We start from the raw sequence: 25,354 nt of genomic DNA on the forward strand, positions 1-25,354 counted from the left end.
GTGAATGTCCTTGCTGGTGCGGGAGCCGTCCCCGCGCTATGCGAATTCTGTCGCCGCGCAACTACCGCATTCGCGCGCGAAACGAAAGCTTTCCGACGCATTCGACGCGAGATTCGATGAGTTCGTCCCCGACGCCGTTCTGGCGGCCCAATGTCCATGCCGACCGCCGCCCGGCCCTGATGGCGCGGGGGCGGATCAAGACAGCGTTGCGCCGCTGGTTCGAGGCCCACGATTTCACCGAGGTCGAGGCGGCGATCCTGCAGGTCTCGCCCGGTAACGAGACGCATCTGCACGGCTTCGGCACGACGCTGATCGACAACGCTGCCGCGCCGCATCCCTATTACCTGCATACCTCGCCGGAATTCGCCGCCAAGAAGCTGCTCGCGGCCGGCGAGAGCCGCATCTTCGATTTCGCCCGCGTCTTCCGCAATCGCGAGCGCACGGCCCTGCACCATCCCGAATTCACGATGCTGGAATGGTATCGCGCCGGCGAGGATTACGAGGCTTTGATGCAGGACTGCACCGCGCTGCTGGCCGAGGCCGCCCGCGCCGCTGGCGCCACGACGCTGCGCTGGCGCGGTATCGAGGCCGATCCTTTCGCCGAGCCCGAGCGCCTGACCTTGCAGGAGGCGTTCGAGCGTCATGCCGGTATCGACCTGCTGCGCACGGTGACCGCCGATCGGGAGGTCGATCGCGGCGGGCTCGCCGCCGATGCGATCGAGGCGGGCATCCGGGTTGCCGACGACGACACCTGGTCCGATATCTTCAGCCGTATCCTCTCCGAGCGCATCGAACCGCATCTCGGCCGTGGCCACGCCACGATCCTCTGCGAATACCCGATCAGCGAAGCTGCGCTCGCAAGGCCCAAGCCCGGCGATCCGCGCGTGGCCGAGCGTTTCGAGCTCTATGCCTGCGGTGTCGAGCTCGCCAATGCCTTCGGCGAGCTCACCGACCCGGCCGAGCAGCGCCGCCGCTTCGTGGCCGACATGGACGAGAAGGAGCGCATCTATGGCGAGCGCTATCCTCTCGATGAGGATTTCCTGGCGGCGCTTTCGCTGATGCCGGCCGCATCCGGCATCGCGCTCGGCTTCGACCGGCTCGTCATGCTCTGCGTCGGCGCCCGCCGGATCGAGGATGTGCTCTGGACGCCGGTCGCGGAACCGGGCAGGGGAGGCGCATGACCGTTCACCTGCCCCCCGGCGGCCAGCCTTTGCGCAGCATCGACGCGCTCGTCGAGGCCGGCTTGGCCGCGCCCGCGCGCCGCGATGCCTTGCAGAAGGTGGCGGAGCGCTATGCCGTCTCGGTGACGCCGGCCGTGGCCGGGTTGATCGATCCGACCGATCCGGCCGATCCGATCGCGCGCCAGTTCATCCCCGATGCCGCCGAACTCACGACGCTGCCGCAAGAGTTGGCCGACCCGATCGGTGACGACGCTCATTCCCCGGTCGAGGGCGTGGTGCATCGCTATCCAGATCGCGCCCTGCTCAAGCTCGTCCATGCCTGTCCGGTCTATTGCCGCTTCTGCTTCCGCCGCGAGATGGTCGGACCCGGTGGTGATGCGCTGACGGGCCAGAAGCTCGATGCCGCTCTGGCCTATCTCGCCTCCCGTCCCGAGATCTGGGAGGTGATCATGACGGGCGGCGATCCCTTCATCCTTTCCGCCCGCCGCGTGCGCGAGGTCGCCAAGCGTCTCGCCGCGATCCCGCATATCAAGGTCGCGCGCTGGCATACCCGCGTACCCGTCGTCGATCCTGGCCGGATCACGCCCGACTATGCGAGGGCGCTGCGCATCCCCGGCAAGGCGAGCTATATCGCCATCCACGCCAACCATCCGCGCGAGTTCACCGTCGAAGCCCGGGCCGCGATCGCGACGCTGGCCGATGCCGGCCATGTGCTGCTGAGCCAGTCCGTGCTGCTCAAGGGCGTCAATGCCGATGTGGAGACGCTCGGAGCGCTGATGCGGGCCTTCGTCGAGAACCGCATCAAGCCCTATTATCTGCACCATCCCGATCTCGCGCCCGGCACCTCGCATTTCCGGCTGACGCTGGAAGAGGGGCAGGCGCTGGTCAAAAGCCTGCGCGGAAACCTTTCCGGGCTGTGCCAGCCGACCTATATCCTCGACATCCCCGGCGGTGCCGGCAAGATTCCGGTTGGCCCCGCCTTCCTCTCCGGCTGCGAGACGCCGGGCGTGGAAGCGGTCGCCGAAGACCGTCACGGCGGGCAGCACATCTACCCGCCGGCCTGAAGGCATCGGCCCGAAAAGTGGAATCCGGTTTTCGGAAAAGCCGATGCCGAAACGAGCATGAGGATATCGACATGCAGGACAAGATGCCGCTCGCGATCGTCTCCGACATCGCCTGCCCCTGGTGCTTCATCGGCAAGACGCGGCTGGAGACGGCGCTGGAGCGCTACGGCCTAAACGATCGCTTCGCCATCACCTGGCTGCCCTATGAGCTGAATCCGGAAATGCCCGAGGAGGGCATGGACCGTACGCAATATCTCGAAAGCAAGTTCGGCCCCGGCAAACGCAAGGAGATCGAGGTCCGGCTGTCGGAGGCGGCGTTGGAGAGCGGCGTCACCTTCAACTGGGCGAAGGTCACGAAGAGCGTCAACACGCGCATGGCCCATATGCTGGTCGCGGCGGCGTCGACGGTGCAGCGCGGCGGCGACATGACGGCCGCTCTGTTCAAGGCCTATTGGCAGGACGGGCGCGATATCGGCGATCTCGAGACGCTGATCCAGATCGCGGTCGAGCAGGGCTTCGACGAACAGGCCGCCCGCGACGAACTCGCCAATGACGAATTGCGCGAGACCGTGATCGGGCTGGAGGATCACGCCCGCAAGGTCGGCGTCACCGGCGTGCCCTTCTTCATCGTCGACGGCAAGCTCGCCGTCTCGGGCGCTCAGCCGCCGGACGTCTGGGCACAGGTCTTCCAGCAGGTCTTCGCGGCGCAGGTCCCGGAGGAGCCGCAGTTCTGAGGCCAACGGCCTCAGAAGGCGCCTTTCAGCATGTGAGCGACCGCCGGCGCGCCGAGCGATACGCCCGACAGGAACAGCAGCAGGAACACGATCTGCCGCATCGCGGCCTGAGTGAGCGGCGGTGGGTAGCGCCTAGCCAGATGCGTGCCCAGCATCACCGCCGGGATGGCGAAGAGCCCCGATAGGGTCGATGGCGCGGGGATCTGATCGGTGGCGATGACCAGCCCGGTGCGGAACAGGGCGTTCAGCGCAAAGATCGTCACCAGCGTTTCCCGGACCACGACCATCGGCATCGGCTGGCGGTAGAAGTGATAGACCAGCGGCGGGCCGCCAGTGGAGAACATCCCGCTCATCAATCCCGCGATGCTGCCGAAGAACAGGTAGCTCGGCGCTCCGGATGGTTGCTTGAGCGGTTCCGGTTTCCGCGCCAGTTGCAGACTGGAGACGATGATCACGAAACCCAGCGCCAGTCGCAGAAGATCGGCGCGGCTCGCGGCGAGCCATTCAAGCAGATGGAAGCCGATGAAGACGAAGGGCCAGCTCGCGACCAGCACCAACCCGAATTTGCGCCAGTCGACATCGCGCCAGCCCTTGAGCAGCATCTGAACCGCATTGACCAGCGTGAGCGCACTGACGAGCATTGCCGCGTCCGGCAGCGAGAGCAGGCCGGTCAGCCCGACGCCGCCCATCGCGATCAGCCCGAATGCGAAGCCGGTCAGCGTCTGGACATAGGCCGCCATGCCGGTCAGCAGCAGGAACCCGATCAGGGCAGCCAGGGACATGGTCGGCGTCTCCGAGGAAGCGGAGCGCGACGCCTAGAGGATCGGCCCGAAAGCGGGAATAGATTTCTCGACAAGTCGCCGATGCGTAGAAGGATGTTCTACCTCTCGCCGGAGAGGCTCTCGCCCTTGCATCCCGTGTCGAATCGTGCGCCTTCCCTCGAAACTCAGGGAATTACGCGATGCAAAAGATCAACGATGTCCGCGACCGCCTGATCGTCGCCCTCGATGTACCCACTGTATGGGATGCCTATCGCCTCGTCTCGACGCTGGGCGACGGCGTCACCTTCTACAAGATTGGCTACCGCCTCGCCTTCGCCGGTGGGCTCGATCTCGCGCGCCAGCTCGTCGCCGAGGGCAAGAAGGTCTTCCTCGACCTCAAGCTGCATGACATCGGCAACACCGTGACCGAGGGCGTGGACTCGCTGACCAAGCTCGGCGTCACCTTCCTCACCGTCCATGCCTATCCGCAGACCATGCGCGGCGCGGTCGAAGGGCGCGGCGATGCCGCCCTCAAGCTGCTGGCGGTCACCGCGCTCACCTCCTATGACGACAGCGACCTGCGCGATGCCGGTTACGGGCTTGCGGTGCGCGACCTCGTCCGCCTGCGGGCCGAGCAGGCCCGCACGGCCGGCATCGACGGCATCGTCTGCTCGGCCGCCGAGGCGGAAATCGTGCGCGAGGTCATCGGCAAGGACATGGTCATCGTCACGCCCGGCATCCGCCCCTCGGGCAGCGCGGCGGGCGACCAGAAGCGCACGCTCACCCCGGCTGAGGCGATCCGCATCGGCGCCGACCATCTCGTCGTCGGGCGTCCCATCATCCGCGCGGCAGACCCGCGTGCGGCGGCGGGCGCCGTCATGGACGAGATCGTCGCGGCTTCGTAAGCTCTCGGCCCGGACACGATTCAAATAACGGATAAGACCATGCCCAAGGGATATGTCATCGGCCGTGCCAAGGTCACCGACGCCACGAAATGGGCGGGTTATGCCGCCAAGGCCTCCGAGGTCATGAAGATCTATGGGGGTACGCCGATCGTGCGCGGCGGCCAGATGACTGTGGGCGAGGGCGAGGGCCGCGCCCGCAATATCATCATCGAGTTCAACGACTTCGCCTCGGCCCGTGCCTATCTGTTCTCGTCCGAATATGCCGAGGCGCGGAAGCTGCGCGAAGGTGCCGGCGAGATCGATCTCGTCGCCGTCGAAGGGGCCTGAGTCGTGGCCAAGGGCTACTGGATCGCGCGCGTCGACGTCGAGAACGCCGAGGCCTACGCGAAGTATCGCGCACTCAACGCGGTGGCCTTTGCCAAATATGGGGCGAAGTTCCTGGTCCGCGGCGGCGAGTACAAGCTCGCCCGCGGCGAGGGCCGCAAGCACAACGTCGTCATCGAGTTCAAGGACGAGGAGACGGCTCGCGCTTGCTACGCTTCGCCTGAGTATCAGGAGGCGGTGAAGCATCTGAGCAGCGCCGGCCAGTCCGATCTCGTCATCATCGGGGGCTATGACGGCCCGCAGCCGGGCGAATAGCGCGGCTGCGCGATAGCACAAACGCATCGCGCCTATCCGGGCGTCGCGTACCAGCGGCGCCCAAGCCTTCCGCCGCTTGCGCGATGATTGCCGATCGATCTCCGTCATTTGGATGACGAAAGCACTCCGAGTGCTGATCTAGCCTCCCTCCGTAGCCTGGCGAAGGGGATATCGGGCGCGCGAGCACGCTCCGATTCGGCCTCGACGCCGAAGTTTCAGCGCGGCCGCAGGGGGAGCGCCGCGCTGCGCAACAGTGAAACGAGCTGACTTTGCTGGCGCGTGTTCGTCTTCTGGAAGATGCGCGCCAGATGGGTGCGCGCGGTCGAAATCCGGACGCCCTGGGCTTCGGCTGCCTCGGTCAGGGATGATCCGCTCGCGAGTGCGGAGGCGAATTTGGCTTCGGTATCGGTGAGATCGAAGAGCTGACGTGCGCAGGCGACGAGGTTGGTCGCCGTTTCCAGGCGCCGCAGCGCGATCAGGACCCTGCCGGTCGTTTGGGTCTGTGTCACCGAGGGGGGCGCTGGCATGGCGCAGGCGGAAAGCGAATGAGAGCCGTCCTCGCCATGCAGGATCATGCTGGCCTGATGATGGGCGAGGGGGTCTTGCGCGGTCCGCAGCGTGCTTTCGACCAATTGCTTGAGCTGACGCTGGTCGGCCGGCTGGCGCGCGAAGAGGCGGCCCTGGCGCAGGCCGAGCGCGCTATCGGGATCGGCCAGAATCTCGTCTGCACCCTCGTTCGCGTAGGCGATCCGCATGTCCTGATCGAGGATCGCGATCCCCATCGCGATCCGGTCGAGCGCGCCGCGCGCTTCGTCCCGCTGGATGGTTATCTGGCCGATATGGCGGCGCAATTCGACGACACGCCGCAGGATGGGGTAGAGCTTTTCGAGCAGAGCGACATCCTCGGCATCGAAACCGTCCTGCTGTCGGCCCCGCTGCACGTCGAAGAACCAGAAGGCCGGGCCGTTCTTGGCGAGCCGGCAGGCCATGCCGCCATACATGTCCTGCGGGCGCATCCATTCCTGCCAGACGCGCGAGCTGCGCAGGGTGTCCGCACCGAACACATCGTGATCGTGGTAGACGACGCCGAGCGGAATATTGGTCAGCGCGCCGCCCATCTCGACGAAATCGGAAGCGAGCTCGCCGAAGCAGCGATCCTGCAATGCCGGATCGGGATTGGTCGCATAGGACACCCAGTCCTCGGGGTTGGGGCCGAAGCCGGCGAAACAGGCCTTCGAGCCATTGAACAGCTGCCGCATCGTTTCCGCGGCGGCCTGCATCTGCTCCCCATCCAGCGCCCCGGCGAGCAGCCGGTCGATCGCGGACATGACGGTATCGACATCGGGGCGCGGCATGAGAAATCCCGGCTGGCGACGAAAGGCGCGTGCGTGAAACGCACCACCGAAGCTAGCAGCATGGGTTGCTCAGGAAAAGTCCAAAAACATTCCAAACATTTTTACGGGTCCGAGCCGGCTTTATCCGCTGTCAACGCCTCGATGGCGGCCAGGGTCGGCAGCGCGTCGAAAACACCTTGCCGGGTGGTGGTCAGGGCGCCGGCGGCGGCCGCTTCGCGCAGTGCGGCCGGCAATGGCAGCCCCATCGCCAGTCGGACGCCCAGCGTCGCGGCAAAGGCATCGCCGGCTCCCAGCGCATCGACGGGTTCGACCCGAAAGCCCTCCTGCGACACGGGAGAAGCGTCAGCTGTCACGGCAACGGCCCCAGCCGCACCCCGGGTCAGGATGACGAGCCGCGGCCCCAGTTCCAGCAGAGCCGGCCCGAGCTCTCCTGTGAAGCGTCGGGGATCCGCTGCCTCGTTCTCGTCTCGGTCGAGCGCGGCTGCGACAGCGCTGGCCTCGGTCTCGTTGACGATCAGGATCGAGGCCAGCGCCATGATCGCGGCGGGGATCGGCCGGAACGGCGAGGGGTTGAGCAGGGTCGGGACGCCGGCTTGCCGCGCCAATGCGAAGGCCGCCTCGATCGGCGCATCAGCGATCTCGAACTGCGCCGTCACCAGCGCCGCATCGGCGATGGCCTGCGCCCGTTCGCCGACATGTTCGGCCGTGAGGGCGAGATTGGCGCCGGAAGCGACGGCGAGGCAGGTCTCGCCGGTCGCATCGGTGAAGCCGATCCCGCTGCCGGTGCTGCCTTCAAGGCGGATCAGCATCGAGGGCGGCAATCCAGCGCGTTCGAGCGCCGGAGCGGCGAAGGCGGCGGCGAGATCGTCGCCGACGGCGAGCAGGCCGTCGACCTCGGCGCCGAGGCGGCGCGCCATGATCGCCTGGTTCAGCCCCTTGCCGCCGGGTTCGATCGTCACGGTCTCGGCAGCCAGCGACTCACCCGGACGCGGGAAACGGGGGACCTTCGCCGAACAGGCGACAACGAAGCTTCCGAGCACGAATATCGATTTGCCGGTCATGGAATTTGATTTTCCCATTCACGAACTGCTACGCGGGTTGTGTCACGCTCATGCAAACGATGACAGTGCCTAAACCGCCGTTCCCAAAGCCGCCCTTCCAGAATCTGCTGGATCTGCGCACCGATACCGCCAAGCCGCTCTACCAGCAGCTTGAAGACCAGTTGTCTCAACTGATCGGGGACGGCACTTTGCCACCGGGCACGACGCTCCCCGCCGAGCGCCAACTCGCCGAGCGGCTCAGGATCAGCCGCGCCACCGTGCAGCGCTCCTACAACGCCTTGCGCGAGCGCAAGCTGCTGAGCGCGCAGGGGCGCCTGGGCTCGATCGTCCAGGGCACGGGGCCGCGGCTGCATTCCGGCATGGACCGGCTGAAGGGCTTCACCGAGGAGATGCAGGAACTCGGCCGGGTACCGTCCTCCCGCATCGTCGAGCGCTCCGTGGTCACCGATCGCTCGATCGCCTCGATCTTCGGCTTGTCGTCGCATGCACGCTTCCTGAAGCTGGTCCGCATCCGCTCGGGAGACGGCATCCCGATGTCGCGCGAGGTCGCCTGGTACAATCTCGAGCGCGCGCCGGAGCTGGCCGAGAGCGATCTTTCGGGCTCGGTCTATGCCCGGCTCGCCGAGCTCGGTCTGCCGCTGACACGCTGTGACCAGACGATCGAGGCGGCAGCGCCGACCGAGGAAGAATGCGCGATCTTCGGCTTCGAGGTTCCCGCGCCCTGCCTGCTGATCAAGCGGCGCAGCTATGGCGCCGACGGTGACATGCTCGAATATGTCGAGGGCCTGTTCCGCGGCGATACCTATACCTACCGGCTGACGCTCACCGCCTGACAACCAGTGTAGGCAGCTGCCATCCCGAGCGTTCGGTCCGATATCCAATAGCAGGCCAAAACGAGGCGTTGAACCTGCTCGCGATCCCGCGCGACCAAGAGGAACGGAGCCGCATCTGCCCGAAATTTGGTTTCCCAGGCGCCAGGATGCGGCGATGCGTTGATTGCAGGGATGGATATTGCAATGTCGCTTCACGTCTCGATTGTCGGCAGGACGAGCTACACCCCGTTTCCGCCGCGCCACGACATGGGCCCCGATGCGTTCGGCAAGGCCTCCAGGCCGGTTTTTGTCATCGATGCCGAATTGAACCAGCGCTTTGGCAACCGCGGCGCGGAAGCGCTCGCCCGCGACGGGCTGGGCGGTCTCGACCGCTTCACGGCCAGCGACAAGGACTTCATGGCGCGTTTGCAGGTTTGGCTGAAGCGTTGTCGCAGTGGCAGCACGGCCGGTGAGACGCGGCTGCCGCTGGTGCTGCGCAACGGGCGGCAGGTCGCGGTCGACGCCGTCCATATCGCCAGCATCGAACTCTTCGTGCTGACGGTGGACGACCCCGAAACCGCGATCGATCGCAATGTCGCCCGTGTCAGCGAGGCCTGCAGCCTGACGCCCACCGAGGAGCGCATGCTCGCCCTGATGGTCGAGGGGCTCGATACGATCATCGCGGCCAAGCGGCTGGGCATCGCACCGACTACCGCACGGACCCATCTCCAGCGCCTGTTCGCCAAAACCGGCACGGCCAGGCAGAGCGAGCTCGTCCGCTTCGTTGCGACCTATGTCGAAGACCTGCGCTGAGCACGCCGCCTCCGCGGCGCAGATCGTTGCCGTACCGTTGACATGATCCACTATCCCACGCCCTCTGGACCGGCATGCGGGCGCAACCGCACCGCCCGGAGTCAAACGCGACCATGGCCGAGGCACTGGCAGCCTTCCTCTTCTGCGCGCTGATGAGCGGCAGCGCCATCTTTGGCGTCAAGCTGCGGGACTGGCTGTCCGAGGAGCATCTCTCCGAACGCACTCTGGAGGCGATCCGGCTCGTGACGAGCCTGCTCGTGACCTTTGCCGCGCTGGTGCTCAGCCTGCAGCTCTCCAGCGTCAAGGGAGCTTTCGATACCGCCTATCGCGACCGCAATGCCGATGCCGCCCAGCTTGCCCAGCTCGACGAATGCCTGCGCGGTTACGGGGCGGAGGCGGATTCGATCCGCCTCGACCTGCGCAGCTATACCGCCGGCGTGATCGCCAGCACCTGGCCGAACGAGCAGAAGCCCGCTGGCGTCTCCTATCCGGAAACGGCCGCCATGGCGCGCGAGGGCGCCGATCCGTCCCTTGGCGCCCTGATCGTCCGGGTCGGCCGGGCGATCAACGGCCTGGCTCCCGCAGACACGTTCCATGTCAATGTCGCCACCGAATGCCGGTCGGTCTATCAGCAGGTGCAGCAGCGGCGCTGGGCCGTGATCGAGGATGTGCGTGGCCCTGTCTCGCCACTGTTCACCAGCGTTCTGACCTTCTGGCTGATGCTGGTCTTCCTGAGCTTCGGCCTGCAGATCCCGCGCCGGCGCCTGGCCGCGATCGTCCTGGCGATCGGCATCGTCTCGATCTCGACCGTGATGTTCGTGATCACCGATCTCGAGTCGCATTATGCCGGGCTGTTCGGCATCTCCAGCGCCTCGATGCGCGGTGCCCTCGCGGGCATGCTCCACTAAAGCGCGGGTCAGTTGGCGCGGCGCTTGCCAAGAGACGCATGATCGGGTGCGATGGTACCGGTCCGGTCCTATGAGGCCCGATTCAAACGATATGATCTCGGTACGAGGCAGGGGAACGAGCAGATGGTGCGTGGGATGAGTGGATTGCGGTTGAGCCTGGCGCTGGCGGCGTCAGTTTTCGTGCTGGGCGCTGCCGTGGCCCAGGAGCCGAAGAAGGGCGGGACGGTCCATGTCGTGGTCCAGCCCGAGCCGCCGATGCTGATGCAGGGCCTCAACCAGAACGGCCCGACCAATATGGTTGCCGGCAACATCTACGAGTCGCTGCTGCGCTATAACGAGAAGCTCGAGCCACAGCCCTCGCTCGCCAAGAGCTGGGAGATCTCGCCGGACGCGAAGACCTACACCTTCAAGCTCCAGGAAGGCGTCAAATGGCATGACGGCAAGCCGTTTACCGCAGACGACGTGGTCTTCTCGCTCGACAAGTTCCTGCGCGAGGTCCATCCGCGCTGGCGCCCGACCGTCAACGCCCAGGTCGAGAAGATCGAGAAGGTCGACGATCTCACGGTCAAGATCACGCTCAAGCAGCCTTTCGGCCCGATGATCATGACGCAGGAGGTCGCTTCCGCGCCGATGATCCCCAAGCACATCTATGACGGCACGGATTATCGCGCGAATCCCGCCAACAACACGCCGATCGGCACTGGCCCCTTCAAGTTCAAGGAGTGGAAGAAGGGCTCCTATATCCACCTCGTCAAGAACGAGGATTACTGGCTGAAGGGCAAGCCGAACCTCGACGAGATCTACTGGCAGATCATTCCCGATGCAGCCGCGCGTGCCGTTGCCTACGAGACGGGCAAGGTCGACGTGCTGACCGGCGGCTCGGTCGATGTCTACGACGTCAAGCGCCTCTCCAAGCTGCCCGATACCTGCGTGACGACCAAGGGGTGGGAGATGTTCGCTCCCCATGCCTGGCTGACTGCCAACGTCGCGAAGGGCGGGCCGCTCGCCAACAAGCAGTTCCGCCAGGGCATGATGTATGCGATCGACCGCGAGTTCGGACGGGATGTCGTCTGGGACGGGCTCGGAAAGCTCCCGACCGGGCCGATCTCCTCCAAGACCAGGTTCTATTCGGCCGATGTGCCGAAATATACCTACGACGTCGCCAAGGCGAAGGAGCTGATCAAGGCCTCCGGCTACAAGGGCGAGCCGCTGAAAATCCTGGCCCTGCCTTATGGCGAGACCTGGAATCGCTGGGCCGAGGCGATCAAGCAGAACTTCGCCGATGCCGGCATTAACGTCTCCATCGAGACGACTGACGTGCCCGGCTGGACGCAGAAGGCCTCGAACGGCGATTTCGACCTGACCTTCAACTTCCTTTATCAGCTCGGCGACCCGGCCATCGGCGTGGCGCGGAACTACATCTCGACCAACATCGTCAAGGGCAACCCCTTCGGCAACCAGGGCGCCTATGTGAATCCCGAGGTCGACAGGCTCTTCGCCGCGGCGGCGATCGCGCCGACCGACAAGGAGCGCCAGGAGCTCTATACCAAGGTCCAGCAATTGCTGGTCGACGAGGTGCCGGTGCTCTGGCTGCTGGAGATGGACTTCCCGACCATCTACCGCTGCAACGTCAAGAACCTCGTCACAACCGGCATCGGCGTCGACGACGGCTTCCGCGACGCCTGGAAGGAGTGAGGCGAGCTCGAAAGGGTGCGTCGTCCCGGGCGCCGCAAGGCGGCGATCCGGGATCGTATCGGGGTTAGCCTGCAAGGCCGCCCTGTCCTGATGACGGTCCCGCGTCTGCGCGGCGGCACTTCGCGCCGCGGCGTGCGCGGGATGACAGGCTTCACGAAAGTCCTGAATGAACCTCGCGCAATTCCTCGCCGGCCGGCTCGTGAAGGGCGTCATCGTCCTCTTCGCGATTGCGGTACTGAACTTCCTGCTGATCCGGGCCGCGCCTGGCGATCCCGCGCAGGTGCTCGCCGGTGAGGCCGGCGCCGCGGACGCGCAATTGCTCGAACAGCTGCGTGCCCGCTTCGGCCTCGACCAGCCTTTCCTGATGCAGCTCTGGCTTTACCTGAAGGGCTATCTCACCTTCGATCTCGGCTTCAGTTACCGCCAGCAGCAGCCGGTGCTCAACCTGATCATGGAGCGGCTGCCCGCGACGTTGCTGCTCACCGGTGCGGCTTTCCTCGTCTCGCTCGTCGTCGGCACGGCGATGGGCGCGCTCGCGGCGCGCCGGGCCGGCAAATGGTCGGACAGCCTGATCACCGCGCTCGCGCTGATCTTCTATGCGACGCCATTGTTCTGGATCGCGCTGATGAGCCAGATCGTCTTCGCGCTGAAGCTCGGGATGGTGCCCAATGTCGGCTACGAGACGATCGGCGCGAACTATACCGGCCTCGCCCGCGCCCTCGATATAGGCCAGCATCTCGTCCTGCCTTCGCTCACGCTCGGCCTGTTCTTCACCGCGCTCTATGCCCGGATGATGCGTGCCTCGATGCTGGAGGTCGCAGGGGCCGATTTCGTCAAGACGGCGCGCGCCAAGGGCGTCTCGCAGGCCAGAGTCTGGCGCCGCCATGTCGCCCGCAACGCGATCTTGCCGGTGGTGACCTTGGCGGGCCTGCAGGCCGGCCAGCTTGTCGGCGGCGCCGTCCTGACCGAAACCGTCTTCGCCTGGCCCGGCATCGGCCGGCTGATGTTCGATGCGCTGGTCCAGCGCGACTATTCAGTCCTGCTTGGCGTCTTTTTCGTCTCCTCGGCGATGGTCGTCTGCTTCAACATCGCGACCGACCTGGTCTACCGGATCGTCGATCCGCGCATCGAGGCGCATGCATGAATTTCCTCAAGCGCTTCGTCCGCAATCGCGGCGCCGTCATCGGCATCGTCATCCTGCTCGCCGTCGTCGCCTTCGCGATCCTGGCGCCGACGCTCTATCCGCAATCGCCCTGGCGCCCCGTGGCGCGGCCCTTCCTCGCGCCCTTCGCCAACGAGCGCTTCCCGCTCGGCACCGATACGCTCGGCCGCAACCTTGCAGCCGGCCTCGTCCATGGCGCGCGCGTCTCGTTGATGATCGGCGTGGTCTCGACCCTGGTCGCGCTGGTGATCGGCGTGCCGCTCGGCGCCATCGCCGGCTATGCCGGCGGCTTCGTCGATGACGCGCTGATGCGCTTCACCGAGTTCTTCCAGACCATTCCGTCTTTCGCGCTCGCCATCGTGCTGGTCGCGATCCTGCAACCGCAGCTCGGTTCGATCGTGCTGGCGATCGGCGTGGTGAGCTGGCCACCTGTGGCACGGCTGGTGCGAGGGGAGGTGCTCTCATTGCGAAGCCGCGAATATGTCCAGGCGGCGGTCACCATCGGCCAGTCGACGCCGCGGATCATCTTCAGCCAGGTCCTGCCCAACACCATCGCGCCGATCATCGTCATGGGTTCGCTGATGATCGGCTCGGCGATCCTGTTGGAATCCTCGCTCTCCTTCCTGGGCCTGGGCGATCCCAACCTGATGAGCTGGGGCTATATGGTCGGTGCCGGCCGTACGCGCCTGCTCGACGCCTGGTGGATCTCGTTCTTCCCGGGCTTCGCGATCTTCCTGACGGTGCTCGCGCTCAATCTCGCCGGTGAGGGGCTGAACGATGCCCTGAACCCGCGTCTGGCCAGGGGGCGGGAATGATGGCGCGCATGACTGCTCCCGCGCTTTCCATCGAAGGGCTGACGCTGGCGCTGCCGGCAATGGCCGACCGCCCGAACGCCGTCGAGAAAGTCACCCTCGCTATCCAGCCCGGCGAGACGCTTTGCGTCGTCGGCGAATCCGGTTCCGGCAAGTCGATGATCGCCCATGCCGTGATGGGCCTCTTGCCCAAGGCGGTGAAGCCGGTCGCAGGCGCGATCCGGCTCGCCGGTCGCGACATCCTGAAACTGGACGAACAGGCGATGCAGGACATGCGCGGCCGGGAGGTCGGCATGATCTTCCAGGAGCCGATGACCTCGCTCAATCCGGTCATGCGCATCTCCGACCAGATCGTCGAGACCTTTGAGGCGCACGGCCTGCACGACAAGGCGACGCGGCGTGCGCGCGCCTTCGAGCTCCTGACCGAGGTCGGCCTGCCCGATCCGCCGCGCCTCGCCAAGGCCTATCCGCATGAATTGTCCGGCGGCCAGCGTCAGCGCGTGATGATCGCGATGGCGCTGGCGCTCGAACCGAAGCTCCTGATAGCCGACGAGCCGACCACTGCGCTCGACGTCACCACGCAGGCGCAGATCCTCAAGCTGATCGACAATCTGCGCCATCGCCACGGCACGGCCGTGCTCTTCATCACCCATGACATGGGCGTCGTCGCCGAGATCGCCGACCGCATCGCCGTGCTGGAGAAGGGCGTGCTGGTCGAGGAGGGCACGGCCGATCAGGTGCTCGGCTCTCCCACCCATCCCTATACGCAGAAGCTTCTCGCTGCCGTACCGTCACTCACGCCGGCCGTCCTTCCGCCGCTGCCCGATACCGCCCCGGTGATCAGCGTCGAAGGGCTCGGCAAGACCTATCGCAAGCGTTCGCTCTTCGGCGTCGCGCGCGAGGTCAAGGCGGCCGACGACATCTCCTTCGCGCTGGTCCGCGGCGAGACGCTCGGCCTCGTCGGCGAGTCCGGTTCGGGCAAGTCGACGGTCGGGCGCTGCTGCCTGCGCCTGATCGAGCCCGATCGTGGCCGGATCGCGCTCGGCGACCTCGTCCTTTCCGAGCTGAAGGCCGCCGAACTGCGCCGCCAGCGTAAGCGCATCCAGATGGTCTTCCAGGACCCCTTCGCCTCGCTCAACCCGCGCCAGACCGTCGGCCGCATCATCTCGGACGGCCCGGTTGCGCACGGCACACCGCGCAAGGAGGCGCTGGCGCGGGCGAAGGAACTGCTGGAGCTCGTCGGCCTCTCCGCCAACGCCATCGACCGCTATCCGCATGAATTCTCCGGCGGCCAGCGCCAGCGCGTCGGCATCGCCCGCGCGCTGGCGCTCGAACCGGACGTGCTGGTCGCGGACGAGGCGGTCTCGGCGCTCGACGTCTCCGTGCAGGCGCAGATTCTCAAGCTGATCAAGGGCATCCAGGCCCGGCTCGGCCTCGCCATCCTCTTCGTCACCCATGATCTACGTGTCGCCGCGCAGATATGCGACCGCATCGCGGTGATGCAGCGCGGGCGCATCGTCGAGAGCGGGCCGACGGCGGCGATCTTCGCCGACCCGCAGCACGCGTATACGCGGCAACTGCTGGCGGCGGTGCCGGGCGGCGGGCGCTTCGGGCACTAATGGCGTGAACCACGCTCCGCGTCATGGTCGGGCTTGTCCCGACCATCCACGTCTTTCCCTTCATCCATGTCGCAAGACGTGGACGCTCGGCACAAGGCCGAGCATGACGGATTTGGCCTAAAGGAGACCCGCCCATGCCTCTCGATCCCGCCCTTCGCGAAAAAATCCTCGCCGCCGTCGAGGCGGGCTTCGACGAGCAGGTCGCCTATACGCAGGAGCTGGTCCGTTTCGCCTCGACTCGCGGGCAGGAGCACACGGTCCAGGACTTCATCTTCCGCGCCATGAAGCAGCGCGGCTTCACAATGGACCGCTTCGCCATGGACAGGGAGGCGATCGCGGCCCATCCCGGCGGCGCGCCCTTCTCCGACACGCATTCCGAAGCCCCGATCGTCGTCGGCATCCATCGCCCCCGCGAGGAGAAGGGTCGCTCGCTGATCCTGCAGGCCCATGTCGACGTCGTCCCGGCCGGCCCCCTCGACCAATGGAAGCACCCGCCGTTCGACCCTGTCATCGAGGGCGACTGGATGTATGGCCGTGGCAGCGCCGACATGAAGGCCGGCTCCGCCGCCAATCTCTTCTGCCTCGATGCGCTGCGCCGCATCGGCATGCAGCCGGCGGCGACGGTCTATGTCGAATCTGTCGTCGAAGAAGAATCCACCGGCAATGGCGCGCTGATGACGCATCTGCGCGGCTACCGCGCCGAGGCCGCGCTGATCCCCGAGCCGGAATACGAGATGCTGGCCCGCGCCAATGCCGGCGTGCTCTGGTTCCAGTTCGAGGTGCGCGGCATCCCCGCCCATGTTCGCGAGATGGGTACCGGCGCCAATGCGATCGACGCCGCCTATCGCGTCGTCGCGGCTTTGCGCAAGCTCGAGGAGCAATTCAATAGCGAGAAGGCCGGTCGCGAGCATTTCGAGGATGATCCGCATCCGATCAACCTGAATATCGGCAAGATCGAGGGCGGCGATTGGGCTTCTTCCGTGCCGTGCTGGTGCCGCGTCGATTGCCGCGTCGGGCTCTATCCCGGCGTCACCGCCAAGGAGACGGCGCAGCGCATCGAGGATTGCATCCGCGAGGCCGCGCGCGGCGATTCCTTCCTCGCGAACAACCCGCCGAAGGTGACGTTCAACGGCTTCTGGGCCGAGGGCTATGTGCTGGAGCCCGGCAGCGAGGCCGAGGGCGTGCTCGCCCGCGCCCATGAGGCGGCGCTCGGCAAGCCGCTCAAGAGCTTCATGACCGCGGCCTATCTCGATACCCGCGTCCACGCGCTCTACGACAAGATTCCGGCGCTCTGCTACGGCCCGATGGGCGAGAACATCCACGCCTTCGACGAGCGCGTCAGCCTGGCTTCGGTGAAGCGCATCACCGGCGCCATGGCGCTCTTCGTTGCCGAATGGTGCGGGCTCGAAAGCATCACGGGATGAGCGAGGGCAAAGCATCGGGCCGAAAAGTGGGAACCGGTTTTCGGAGTACCCGATGCTGAAGCAAGAACCTGGACCGCCCCTCGTCCGGGAGGACGCGGGGCGGTCGAGCAGGGCGCTGCTGCTCGTTCCCCTGCTCGGGCTGCTCTGGGGCTTCAACTGGCCGGCGGTGCGGATCTCGCTGACCGAGATCGCACCCTGGACCTTGCGCGCTGCCGGCATGAGCTTCGCCGGACTGGTGCTCGTCGCGAGCGCGCTGGCGCGGGGCGTCCCGCTCGCGGTGCCGCGTGCACAGTGGCCGAGGCTGGTCGTCGCCGGCTTCCTCTCGATCGCCGCCTTCAACGCGCTGCTCGCCTTCGCGCAGCTCGCCGCACCGACCTCGCGCGCCGCGATCCTGACCTTCACCATGCCGATCTGGGCGACATTGCTCGCCCGCTTCGTGCTGGGGGAGGCTTTCGACGGCCGGCGCCTTGCGGGGCTCGCGCTCGGCATTGCCGGCCTCGTCTGCCTCGGCCTGCCGCTGATCCTGGCCGGGCAGCTTTCCTTCGGCCTGACGCTGGCGCTCTGTGCCGCCGTGAGCTGGGCGCTGGGTACGATCGTCACCAAGCACTGGCCGGTCTCGGCTCCGGCGCTGACGATCGCCGCCTGGCAATTGCTGATCGGCGGCCTCGTCGCCGGCCTCGGCATGCTCGTCTTCGAAGGCCTGCCGGTGCCGAAACTCTTGTCGCCACGCGTGCTGGCGGCGCTGAGCTTTCACATCATCGGCGCCCAGGCGCTCGCCTATTTCCTCTGGTTCACGGTGGTGGCGCGCCTGCCGGCGGGCATCGCCAGCCTGGGCACGCTGATGGTGCCGGCTGTCGGCATGCTCGGCTCGGTGCTGCTGCTCGGCGAGCGGCCGACCTCGACCGATTGGCTGGGTCTTTGCCTTGTGATCGCCGCTTCCGGTGCGATCCTGATCCCGGCCCGTCGCGCGTGACGCGGCTCAGTTCTGTACGGGAATGCTGTAGCGCTGGGCCAACACCGCGCTCATTGCTGAGACCAGCTCCCCGATGACGCCGCCTTTCTCCCAGGAATAGATCGAGACGACCATCGCCGGCTCCGTGCCGAAGGGGGCATAGAGCCTGACCCTGCGCCCAATTGTGGTGCCGATCGGGAGGAGCGAGAGCCCGAGCCCGGCCTCCACCGCGACGACCACATTGTAGAGGCTGCTGCTCGACAGCGCGATGTACCAGCGCTGCCGCTCGCGCTCGATCCGCTCGAACATCGCGTCGCGATAGAGGCCGCCGGGCGGGAAGGTGACCAGCGGCAGCGGCTCCGGCCAGCTCTCGGGCGCGTCCGCGCTCTCGAACCAGGCCATCGCCTCGGGATAGCTCGCGCGGTGGTCGGAGCTGGCGGAGGGCTCCTTGACGATCACGATGTCGAACTCGCCGGCCCGGTAGCGCCGCATCAATTCGCGGCTGAGGCCTGCCACGACATCGAGCCGGATTTCCCGGTGATGCCGGGTGAAGTCGGCGAAGACCTGCGCCATGTTGCCGGTCACGATATCCTCGGGCACGCCGATGCGGATCGAGGCGGTGCCGGCGGAATCGCCCAGCATCGTTTCTGCCTCCTGCTGCAGCGTCAGGATGCGTCGGGCATAGCCGAGCAGGCGCTCGCCGGAGGCCGTGGCGCGGACCGGACGGGCGACGCGGTCGATCAATCCGCGCCCGACCGCCTCCTCCAGCCGAGCGAGCTGCTGGCTGATCGTCGATTGCGTCATGTTGAGCCGCTCGGCCGCCTGGGTGAAGCTGCCGGTATCGGCAATGGCGACGAAGGAGCGGAGCAGGCGGGGGTCGAGCATCGGAGCCGGTGGCCGCATATCTGAAGCGAGGATGCGCTGTATATTCGCAAAGCCACTGGATGATATCCAGATATTTAATTTTCAGATGGACGCCCCGCGCTCTATTCAGAGACCGGGGCGAGCTTGCTCGCCAGTCGACGGGGACGCCGCCGCGCCGGCCGATGCCGCCCGCGCCACGCAGGGAGACGGAATTGACCCGCTTTTCGCCGATCCTCGCCTTCGTTCTTCTCCTGCTGGCCTTCAGCCCGCAGACAGCCTTTGGACAAGCCATGACCGAGACCAGATTGCATGCCGCTGCGGCCAAGGATGATGTCGCCGCGATCAAGCGCCTTCTCGCCGAGGGCGTTGCCGTCGACGGGCGTGATAGCCGCGCCCAGACCGCCCTCCTGGTCGCGACACATGAGAACCGCGTCGCCGCCGCCCGCGCCCTGATCGAGGCCGGAGCGGACGTCAACGCCAAGGATGGGATGAACGACAGCCCGTACCTTTATGCCGGCGCGCGCGGCCACCTCGCCATTCTCAAGCTGACGCTTGAACATGGCGCCGATCTGAAGAGCACCAATCGCTATGGCGGCACGGCGTTGATCCCGGCCTGCGAGCGCGGCCATGTCGAGACGGTCCGCACCCTGATCGCGGCCGGCGTCAAGATCGACCACATCAACAATCTCGGCTGGACCGGCCTGCTGGAGGCGATCATCCTCAGCGACGGCGGCGAGAAGCATCAGCAGATCGTCAAGGACCTGCTCGCGGCTGGCGCCGATGTGAATCTGGCTGATCGCGACGGCGTCACCCCGCTCCAGCATGCCCGCAGCCGTGGCCAGACGAAGATGCAGCAGATCCTGCTCGCCGCCGGCGGTCGCTGAGCGGGGGAGGGAGCATGAGCCAGACCCAACGCTTTCTCTGCGAGGCGATCGAGCTCGCCCAGGCCAATATGGAGAAAGGCGGCCGGCCTTTCGGGGCCGTGGTCGTCCGGGCCGGCGAGGTCGTCGCGACCGGCGTCAACGAGATTATGGCGACCAACGACCCGACCGCCCATGCCGAGATGACGGCTTTGCGCGCGGCGAGCCGCAAGCTCGGCTCGCCGAGCCTCACCGGCTGTGCGGTCTATGCCAGCGGCCATCCCTGCCCGATGTGCATGGCGGCGATGCGGCTCTCAGGCGTCAGCGAGGTCTATTACGCCTATTCCAACGATGACGGCGCACCCTTCGGCCTGTCGACGGCGGCGATCTATGCCGATCTGGCGAAACCCTTCGCCGAGCAGTCGAAAGATCAGCTATAGGCCTGTCCGTCTCGAAACCGTCCCCGATCTCTATGCGGAATGGAAACGGCGCCAGGCCGAGCCGGCCTAAAGTCATGATCCCTGTACGATCCGGCGCGTCCCGCGCGCTGCTGCTCGCGGCCGTGGTGCTGGTCGGCCTGAACCTGCGCCCTTTCCTGACCGGCATCGGCCCGCTCGCGGCGGAGATCCGGGCCGCGACGGGCTTGGGTTTTGGCAGCCTCTCGCTGTTCACGCTGGTGCCGATGCTGCTGATGGGGCTTTGCGCCTTCGCCGGTCCGTGGCTCCAGCGCGCGCTCGGCGCGCGAGCGGCCGTCGTCGGCGCACTCTGCATCCTCTGTGCGGCGGCGGCCCTGCGGCTGGTCACGACGAGCGGCGAGGCGCTGATCGCGACGGCGGCTTTCTGTGGGCTCGGCGTCGCAGTGGTGCAGTCGGTCTTCCCCGGCATCGTCAAGGCCAAGTTCCCCGATCGGGTCGCGCTGGTGATGGGGCTTTATTCGGCAATGTTGATGGGCGGCGGTGCCTTGGGCGCGCAGCTCTCGCCGCTGATCGCTCAACAGACCGGAAGTTGGCATCTCGGTTTGGGCTGGATCGCCCTGCCGGCAGCCTTGGCGGCCTTGATCTCGGCGGTGGCGCTGCCATCGGGCCGATCGGGGCAGGGCGGCGGCTTGCCGGCGCTGGCCTTGCTGCGTCGCCCGCGCAGTTGGCTCCTGATGATCTGCTTCGGGCTGGTGAATGGTGGCTATGCCTCCGTCGTCGCCTGGCTCGCGCCCGCCTATCAGGCGATGGGCTGGTCGGGGGCGCAGAGCGGCGGCCTCCTGGCGGTGATGGCGGCGAGCCAGGCCGTGGCGGCGCTCGGCATTCCCGCGCTGGCGGCCCGCAATCCCGATCGCCGCTTCTGGATCTGGTTCGCGCTCGCCTGCCAGGTCGTAGGCTTTGCCGGCCTCGCCTGGTGGCCGCTCGCCGCACCGACCGCTTGGGCCGTGGCGATCGGCGTCGGTTTGGGCGCCGGCTTCGCGCTCTTCATGATCGTGGCGCTCGACCATATCGACAATCCCGCCAATGCCGGCGCCCTCTCGGCTCTGATGCAGGGCGGCGGCTTCCTGATCTCCGCCATTCCGCCCTGGATCGTTGCGCTGCTGCGCGATGCCGGCGGCAGCTTCACCGCCGGCTGGCTGATGCATCTGGCCTGCGCCGTGCTGGCGGGGTTGATGGCACTGCGCATCGCGCCGCGCGGCTATGCCGGCGCGATGCGGCTGGCACCGGAGGCCGATCAGGCCTCGTCGCCGAGATAGGCGGTGGCATCGATCTCGACGAGGCAGTTCGGCGAGCCCAGCCCGTTGACGATGCAGGAGACGCGATGCGGCGTCGCCTCGGCGAAGTTGGCGAAATAGACCTCGTTCATCGGCTCCCAATAGGCGCGGTCGGTGACATAGACCGTGCATTTCACGACATCGTCGAGGCTGCCGCCGGCCTTTTCGAGCAGCGCCTTGATATTGTCGATGCATTGCTGGGTCTGCGCGCGGGGATCGCCGATCGCGAGCTTGCCGTCCTTGTCGGTCCCGACGCAGCAGACGAACATAAAGCCGCCGGCGACGGTCGCCTGGGCGAAGGGCAGACGCCCCTTGTGGACGCGGTCCGAGGTGATGATGCGCTTGGGCATGACAGGCTCCGTCAGTAACGATCCACCCTAGGGGGCAGCCCGGCGCAGCGGAATGCGACCGGCTGGCAAAGGAGTGATGCCGTCAGTGAAGACTGTTGGAGCCAGTCGCTTATCTTATGAGGGAGGCTGGTGCTGCGAGAGAGGATTGAACTCTCGACCTCTCCATTACCAATGGAGTGCTCTACCACTGAGCTACCGCAGCAGGTCCGGCGGCCGGGGCGTTCGCGGTTGCTCTGAGGCGGTTGCGGGCGCTGGCGTCGTTCCGAAGCGGCGCCCTGATGCCACAACCTTGTGACGGACGCAACCCGCTCGATCAATCCGGCAGCAATAACCGTGGATCGATCCGGAAGAGCCGGCCGTCGCCGAGGAGATGCGCGCTCAAGCCTGCGTGAAAGAGCGGCCGGAAAGCGGCGTCGCGCAGGTTGAGGCCACCGGCATAGGCGCCCATCGCCGGCATCACGCAGCGCCGTGCCGACACCGCGAAACAGCGCCGCCGGATCGCCCGTCCGCGCATCCTGACCTTCGCGGCGGGATGCAGATGCCCAGCGATCTCGTATCCGCCCTCGGAGTCGGTTGGCTCATGGCGCAGCGTCACGCCGGCGAGCACGATCTCCGCCGTACTCTCGCCGCCCATGGCGCGGCTGATCGCCGGATCGTGGTTCCCCGTGATCCAGAGCCAGTCACGCCCCTGCTGCAGGGCGGCAAGCGCGGCGCGCATCTCCGGCGCGAGGCGATTTTCGGCATCGCGGTCATGGAAGCTGTCGCCGAGCGCGATCACGCGGGCGGGCTGATGGCGCTGGATCGCGGCGGCGAGTGCGGCGATCGTCGCGGTCGAATCATAGGGCGGCAGCATTACGCCGCGCGCCGCATAGGCCGAACCTTTCTCCAGATGCAGGTCCGCGACGACGAGCGTGCGCTCCTCCGGCAGCCAGAGCGCGCCCGAGAGATCGGGCACGAGCGCGAGCCGGCCCAGCATGAAGGCCTCGCTCGTCTTCGCTGGAACTGCCGCTGCAGCCGTCACGCCATCGCCTCTTCCGTCAGCATCGCCTCTGCTTCCGCCAGGATCTCGTCCGCCGCCTCGCCATAAACCGCCTCGCGCCCGATCTCGAGCATCACCGAGACACCGAGCGGCGAGACATGGTCGAGCGGCTGGTGCACGATTCGGCCGCTGATCCGTGTCAGCATCTCACCAAGCCGGCGAATGTCGAGCAGGCCTGTCGCCGCATCGGCGCGAGCCGCCTTGAGCAGGATATGGTCGGGCTCGTGCCGGCGCAGCACGTCGTAGACGAGATCTGTCGAGATCGTCACCTGCCGCCCGCTTTTCTCCTGGCCGGGGAAGCGGCGCTCGATCAGGCCGCCGATGATGGCGCAGGAGCGGAAGGTGCGCTTCATCAGCGCCGATTCCGCCATCCAGTCCTCCAGGTCGTCGCCGAGCATGTCCTGTGAAAACAGTTCGTCGAGATCGAGCGCGCCGCGCGCGATCGCTGCGGTCATGTCGCCGAGCGTCCAGCAGGCCATGCCGTAATCGTTGCAGACGAAGCCAAGCGGGCGCATCCGGGCGCGCTCCAGCCGGCGCGTCAGCAGCATGCCGAGCGTCTGGTGGGCGAGCCGGCCCTCGAACGGATAGGCGACGAGATAGAAGCGCCCGCCGCGCGGAAAGGTCTCGACCAGCAATTCGCCCGGCTGGGGCAGGCGCGAGACCCGCGTCTGCGCATGCAGCCAGGCCGAGACCTCCTCCGGCAGCGTGCGCCAGAGGCTGGGCGAGGCCAGGATGGCGCGCACGCGGGCCGCGAGGAAGGTCGAGAGCGGGAACTTGCCGCCGTCATAGGAGGGGATTTTCGGGTCGGTTCCGGCTGCCGCACGCGAGCAGACCGCCTCGTTTTCGACGATGCCCTCGAAGCGCAGCACCTCGCCGGCGAAGACGAAAGTGTCGCCCGACACCATGGTCTCGGCGAAATATTCCTCGATCTCGCCGAGCACACGCCCGCCGCGCATGATCATGCCGGGCTGACCCGGCTTTCCGGCGCGCGCCCGGCCGAGCCGGACCTTCAGCATCGTCGCCTCGACGATCGTGCCGACATTCATGCGGTATTGCTGGATCACGCGCGCGTTGCTGGCGCGCCAGAGGCCGGCCTTGTCCTCCCTCAGCTTGGCGAAGCGCTCATAGCTCTTCAACGCATAGCCGCCGGTCGCGACGAAATTCACGACGGCGTCGAAATCCTCGCGGGTGAGTTCGGCGTAAGGCGAGGCCGTGCGGACCTCCTCGTAGAGCGCATTGGCCTCGAACCCATCCGAGCAGGCGACACCGAGGACATGCTGGGCGAGCACGTCAAGCGCGCCGATGCGTGGCGGCGGCGTGTCCTGCGCCGCTTCATGCACGGCTTCCAGCGCGGCGCGGCATTCCAGCAATTCGAAGCGGTTGGACGGCACCAATAGCGCCTCGGAAGGTTCATCCATGCGGTGGTTGGAGCGGCCGATGCGCTGGATCAGGCGACTCGCGCCCTTGGGCGCGCCGAGATTGACGACGAGATCGACATCGCCCCAGTCGATGCCGAGATCGAGCGTCGCGGTGCAGACCACGGCCTTGAGCCGCCCGTCCGCCATCGCCGCCTCGACCTTGCGGCGCTGCTGGGCGTCGAGCGAGCCGTGATGCAGCGCGATCGGCAGGTTGTCGTCGTTGAGGTTCCACAGCGCCTGGAAGGCGAATTCCGCCTGCATCCGCGTGTTGACGAAGACGAGGGTCAATTTGTGCGTGCGGATGGCCTGATAGACCTCGACCATCGCATGCAGCGTGGTGTGCCCGGCGATCGGCAGGTTGCGTTCCGTGTCGAGGATGCCGATGCGCGGTTTGGCGCCGCCCGCGACCGTGACGAGCCCGGCTGGTGTCTCAGCGCCACCGAGATAGCGCTGGAGATCGGCGGGCTCGCGCACCGTCGCCGAGAGGCCTACGGCCGAGACCTGTGGCGCCAGCGCCTTCAGCCGCGCGAGATCGAGCGCCAGCAGGTCGCCACGCTTGGAGGTGACCAGCGCATGCAACTCGTCGAGCACGATGCGGCGCAAGGATGAGAAGAACGGCGCGGCGTCGCGATGCGAGACCAGCAGCGCGAGCTGTTCCGGCGTCGTCAGCAGGATATCCGGCGGGCGCTGGATCTGGCGTACGCGCTTGGCGGCGGAGGTATCGCCTGTGCGCGTCTCGATGGTGATCGGCAGACCCATCTCGCGCACGGGCGCTTCGAGATTGCGGGCGATGTCGACGGCGAGCGCCTTCAGCGGCGAGATATAGAGCGTGTGCAAACCGTCATGCCGGCCCTTCCGCTCGGCCAGCTCGACCAGCGAGGGCAGGAAGCCGGCGAGCGTCTTGCCGGCACCGGTCGGCGCGACCAGCAGGGTCGAGCGTCCGGCGCGGGCTTCCTCCAGCAAGGCGAGCTGATGCGGCCGCACGCTCCATCCGCGCCCGGCGAACCAGGCCTCGAAGGTAGGAGGGAGCGGAGAGGGGGCGGCCATGGCGGCCGAAGATAGGGTGCGGCGCGGGAGAACGAAAGGGGAATAAAGGGGCTTGTGATTACAGCCGCTGGTAAAGTCGAGTGCCGAATCCTGCGGAGTGCCGTAATGTCTGCTCACGGCCCCGTTGCG

24 protein-coding genes, 1 tRNA gene and 1 pseudogene are annotated in these 25,354 nt (G+C 66.8%); 18 read left to right on the forward strand and 8 right to left on the reverse strand.

Annotation, left to right across the window (positions count from 1 at the left end; all coding sequences use genetic code 11):
* Nucleotides 1-116 precede the first annotated feature (116 nt).
* From epmA to Q0Q36_RS03690, 3 genes are all read left to right on the forward strand, one after another.
* Nucleotides 117-1,181: an EF-P lysine aminoacylase EpmA gene (gene epmA, locus Q0Q36_RS03680; protein WP_293795610.1), complete on the forward strand. Its 1,065-nt coding sequence runs from the start codon at nucleotides 117-119 to the stop codon at nucleotides 1,179-1,181.
* A complete protein-coding gene (locus Q0Q36_RS03685; RefSeq protein WP_293795613.1) occupies nucleotides 1,178-2,245 on the forward strand; it encodes a lysine-2,3-aminomutase-like protein in 1,068 nt (355 codons plus the stop codon). Before epmA ends, Q0Q36_RS03685 begins: the two co-directional genes overlap by 4 nt.
* 71 nt (nucleotides 2,246-2,316) lie before the next feature.
* Entirely contained in the window at nucleotides 2,317-2,979 is a 663-nt protein-coding gene (locus Q0Q36_RS03690; protein WP_293795615.1) for a DsbA family oxidoreductase, read from the forward strand.
* A gap of 11 nt (nucleotides 2,980-2,990) precedes the next feature.
* On the opposite strand, the gene Q0Q36_RS03695 is transcribed toward Q0Q36_RS03690, so the two are convergent.
* Nucleotides 2,991-3,761: a sulfite exporter TauE/SafE family protein gene (locus Q0Q36_RS03695; RefSeq protein WP_293795616.1), complete on the reverse strand. Its 771-nt coding sequence runs from the start codon at nucleotides 3,759-3,761 to the stop codon at nucleotides 2,991-2,993.
* Between the two features lie 179 nt (nucleotides 3,762-3,940).
* Here Q0Q36_RS03695 and pyrF point away from each other — a divergent pair, with 179 nt between their 5' ends.
* The 3 genes from pyrF to Q0Q36_RS03710 are packed head-to-tail and all read left to right on the forward strand — an operon-like array spanning nucleotide 3,941 to nucleotide 5,284.
* The gene (gene pyrF, locus Q0Q36_RS03700; RefSeq protein WP_293795617.1) at nucleotides 3,941-4,645 is read left to right on the forward strand and encodes an orotidine-5'-phosphate decarboxylase; all 705 of its coding nucleotides are present in this window, start codon (nucleotides 3,941-3,943) and stop codon (nucleotides 4,643-4,645) included.
* A 39-nt stretch (nucleotides 4,646-4,684) separates the two neighbouring features.
* On the forward strand, nucleotides 4,685-4,972 hold the full coding sequence (locus Q0Q36_RS03705; protein WP_293795618.1) for a DUF1330 domain-containing protein: 288 nt from the start codon (nucleotides 4,685-4,687) through the stop codon (nucleotides 4,970-4,972).
* A gap of 3 nt (nucleotides 4,973-4,975) precedes the next feature.
* Nucleotides 4,976-5,284, forward strand: a complete 309-nt coding sequence (locus tag Q0Q36_RS03710) for a DUF1330 domain-containing protein (protein ID WP_199089204.1) — start codon at nucleotides 4,976-4,978, stop codon at nucleotides 5,282-5,284.
* A 215-nt stretch (nucleotides 5,285-5,499) separates the two neighbouring features.
* On the opposite strand, the gene Q0Q36_RS03715 is transcribed toward Q0Q36_RS03710, so the two are convergent.
* Nucleotides 5,500-6,639, reverse strand: coding sequence for a hypothetical protein (locus tag Q0Q36_RS03715; protein ID WP_293795620.1), 1,140 nt, complete (start codon nucleotides 6,637-6,639; stop codon nucleotides 5,500-5,502).
* Between the two features lie 101 nt (nucleotides 6,640-6,740).
* Nucleotides 6,741-7,700 (reverse strand): PfkB family carbohydrate kinase, encoded by a 960-nt coding sequence (locus Q0Q36_RS03720; RefSeq protein WP_293795622.1) that lies wholly within the window; start codon nucleotides 7,698-7,700, stop codon nucleotides 6,741-6,743.
* Nucleotides 7,701-7,759: 59 nt separating this feature from the next.
* On the opposite strand from Q0Q36_RS03720, the gene Q0Q36_RS03725 reads away from it, so the two are divergent.
* The 9 genes from Q0Q36_RS03725 to Q0Q36_RS03765 all read left to right on the forward strand — a co-directional run bounded on the left by Q0Q36_RS03725 (nucleotide 7,760) and on the right by Q0Q36_RS03765 (nucleotide 17,918).
* Nucleotides 7,760-8,533, forward strand: coding sequence for a GntR family transcriptional regulator (locus Q0Q36_RS03725; RefSeq protein ID WP_293795623.1), 774 nt, complete (start codon nucleotides 7,760-7,762; stop codon nucleotides 8,531-8,533).
* Nucleotides 8,534-8,716: 183 nt separating this feature from the next.
* Nucleotides 8,717-9,325, forward strand: a complete 609-nt coding sequence (locus Q0Q36_RS03730) for a helix-turn-helix transcriptional regulator (RefSeq protein ID WP_293795624.1) — start codon at nucleotides 8,717-8,719, stop codon at nucleotides 9,323-9,325.
* 113 nt (nucleotides 9,326-9,438) lie between these two features.
* Nucleotides 9,439-10,233 (forward strand): hypothetical protein, encoded by a 795-nt coding sequence (locus Q0Q36_RS03735; RefSeq protein ID WP_293795626.1) that lies wholly within the window; start codon nucleotides 9,439-9,441, stop codon nucleotides 10,231-10,233.
* 123 nt (nucleotides 10,234-10,356) lie between these two features.
* The gene (locus Q0Q36_RS03740) at nucleotides 10,357-11,928 is read left to right on the forward strand and encodes an ABC transporter substrate-binding protein (protein WP_293795628.1); all 1,572 of its coding nucleotides are present in this window, start codon (nucleotides 10,357-10,359) and stop codon (nucleotides 11,926-11,928) included.
* 166 nt (nucleotides 11,929-12,094) lie between these two features.
* Nucleotides 12,095-13,072 (forward strand): ABC transporter permease, encoded by a 978-nt coding sequence (locus Q0Q36_RS03745; protein ID WP_293795629.1) that lies wholly within the window; start codon nucleotides 12,095-12,097, stop codon nucleotides 13,070-13,072.
* Nucleotides 13,069-13,905: an ABC transporter permease gene (locus Q0Q36_RS03750; protein WP_293795631.1), complete on the forward strand. Its 837-nt coding sequence runs from the start codon at nucleotides 13,069-13,071 to the stop codon at nucleotides 13,903-13,905. The genes Q0Q36_RS03745 and Q0Q36_RS03750 overlap by 4 nt, the downstream gene beginning before the upstream one ends.
* 8 nt (nucleotides 13,906-13,913) lie before the next feature.
* Nucleotides 13,914-15,521, forward strand: a complete 1,608-nt coding sequence (locus Q0Q36_RS03755) for an ABC transporter ATP-binding protein (protein WP_293795633.1) — start codon at nucleotides 13,914-13,916, stop codon at nucleotides 15,519-15,521.
* 134 nt (nucleotides 15,522-15,655) lie between these two features.
* Nucleotides 15,656-16,945 carry an ArgE/DapE family deacylase gene (locus Q0Q36_RS03760; RefSeq protein ID WP_293795636.1) on the forward strand — a complete coding sequence of 430 codons (1,290 nt, stop codon included), beginning with the start codon at nucleotides 15,656-15,658 and terminating at the stop codon, nucleotides 16,943-16,945.
* A 52-nt stretch (nucleotides 16,946-16,997) separates the two neighbouring features.
* Complete coding sequence (locus Q0Q36_RS03765; protein ID WP_293795637.1) at nucleotides 16,998-17,918, forward strand: DMT family transporter; 921 nt, start codon at nucleotides 16,998-17,000, stop codon at nucleotides 17,916-17,918.
* A 6-nt stretch (nucleotides 17,919-17,924) separates the two neighbouring features.
* Here Q0Q36_RS03765 and Q0Q36_RS03770 read toward each other — a convergent pair whose 3' ends face one another.
* The gene (locus Q0Q36_RS03770) at nucleotides 17,925-18,782 is read right to left on the reverse strand and encodes a LysR family transcriptional regulator (RefSeq protein ID WP_293795639.1); all 858 of its coding nucleotides are present in this window, start codon (nucleotides 18,780-18,782) and stop codon (nucleotides 17,925-17,927) included.
* 269 nt (nucleotides 18,783-19,051) lie between these two features.
* Here Q0Q36_RS03770 and Q0Q36_RS03775 point away from each other — a divergent pair, with 269 nt between their 5' ends.
* From Q0Q36_RS03775 to Q0Q36_RS03785, 3 genes and pseudogenes are all read left to right on the forward strand, one after another.
* On the forward strand, nucleotides 19,052-19,645 hold the full coding sequence (locus Q0Q36_RS03775; protein ID WP_293795798.1) for an ankyrin repeat domain-containing protein: 594 nt from the start codon (nucleotides 19,052-19,054) through the stop codon (nucleotides 19,643-19,645).
* Between the two features lie 14 nt (nucleotides 19,646-19,659).
* Nucleotides 19,660-20,131, forward strand: a pseudogene (locus Q0Q36_RS03780) (nucleoside deaminase).
* 4 nt (nucleotides 20,132-20,135) lie between these two features.
* Nucleotides 20,136-21,353, forward strand: coding sequence for a cyanate transporter (locus Q0Q36_RS03785; RefSeq protein ID WP_293795641.1), 1,218 nt, complete (start codon nucleotides 20,136-20,138; stop codon nucleotides 21,351-21,353).
* Here the strand turns inward: Q0Q36_RS03785 and Q0Q36_RS03790 are convergent.
* From Q0Q36_RS03790 to Q0Q36_RS03805, 4 genes are all read right to left on the reverse strand, one after another.
* Complete coding sequence (locus Q0Q36_RS03790) at nucleotides 21,332-21,721, reverse strand: RidA family protein (RefSeq protein WP_293795642.1); 390 nt, start codon at nucleotides 21,719-21,721, stop codon at nucleotides 21,332-21,334. The two genes, Q0Q36_RS03785 and Q0Q36_RS03790, sit on opposite strands and share 22 nt — an antisense overlap.
* Before the next feature lie 127 nt (nucleotides 21,722-21,848).
* A tRNA-Thr gene (locus tag Q0Q36_RS03795) sits at nucleotides 21,849-21,923 on the reverse strand.
* Between the two features lie 111 nt (nucleotides 21,924-22,034).
* Nucleotides 22,035-22,697, reverse strand: a complete 663-nt coding sequence (pdeM, locus tag Q0Q36_RS03800; protein WP_293795799.1) for a ligase-associated DNA damage response endonuclease PdeM — start codon at nucleotides 22,695-22,697, stop codon at nucleotides 22,035-22,037.
* A 41-nt stretch (nucleotides 22,698-22,738) separates the two neighbouring features.
* Nucleotides 22,739-25,225, reverse strand: coding sequence for a ligase-associated DNA damage response DEXH box helicase (locus tag Q0Q36_RS03805; protein ID WP_293795643.1), 2,487 nt, complete (start codon nucleotides 25,223-25,225; stop codon nucleotides 22,739-22,741).
* Nucleotides 25,226-25,354: the final 129 nt, after the last annotated feature.

This window comes from uncultured Allobosea sp. (assembly GCF_945957345.1).
In the GTDB taxonomy this organism is placed as follows: Bacteria; Pseudomonadota; Alphaproteobacteria; order Rhizobiales; family Beijerinckiaceae; genus Allobosea.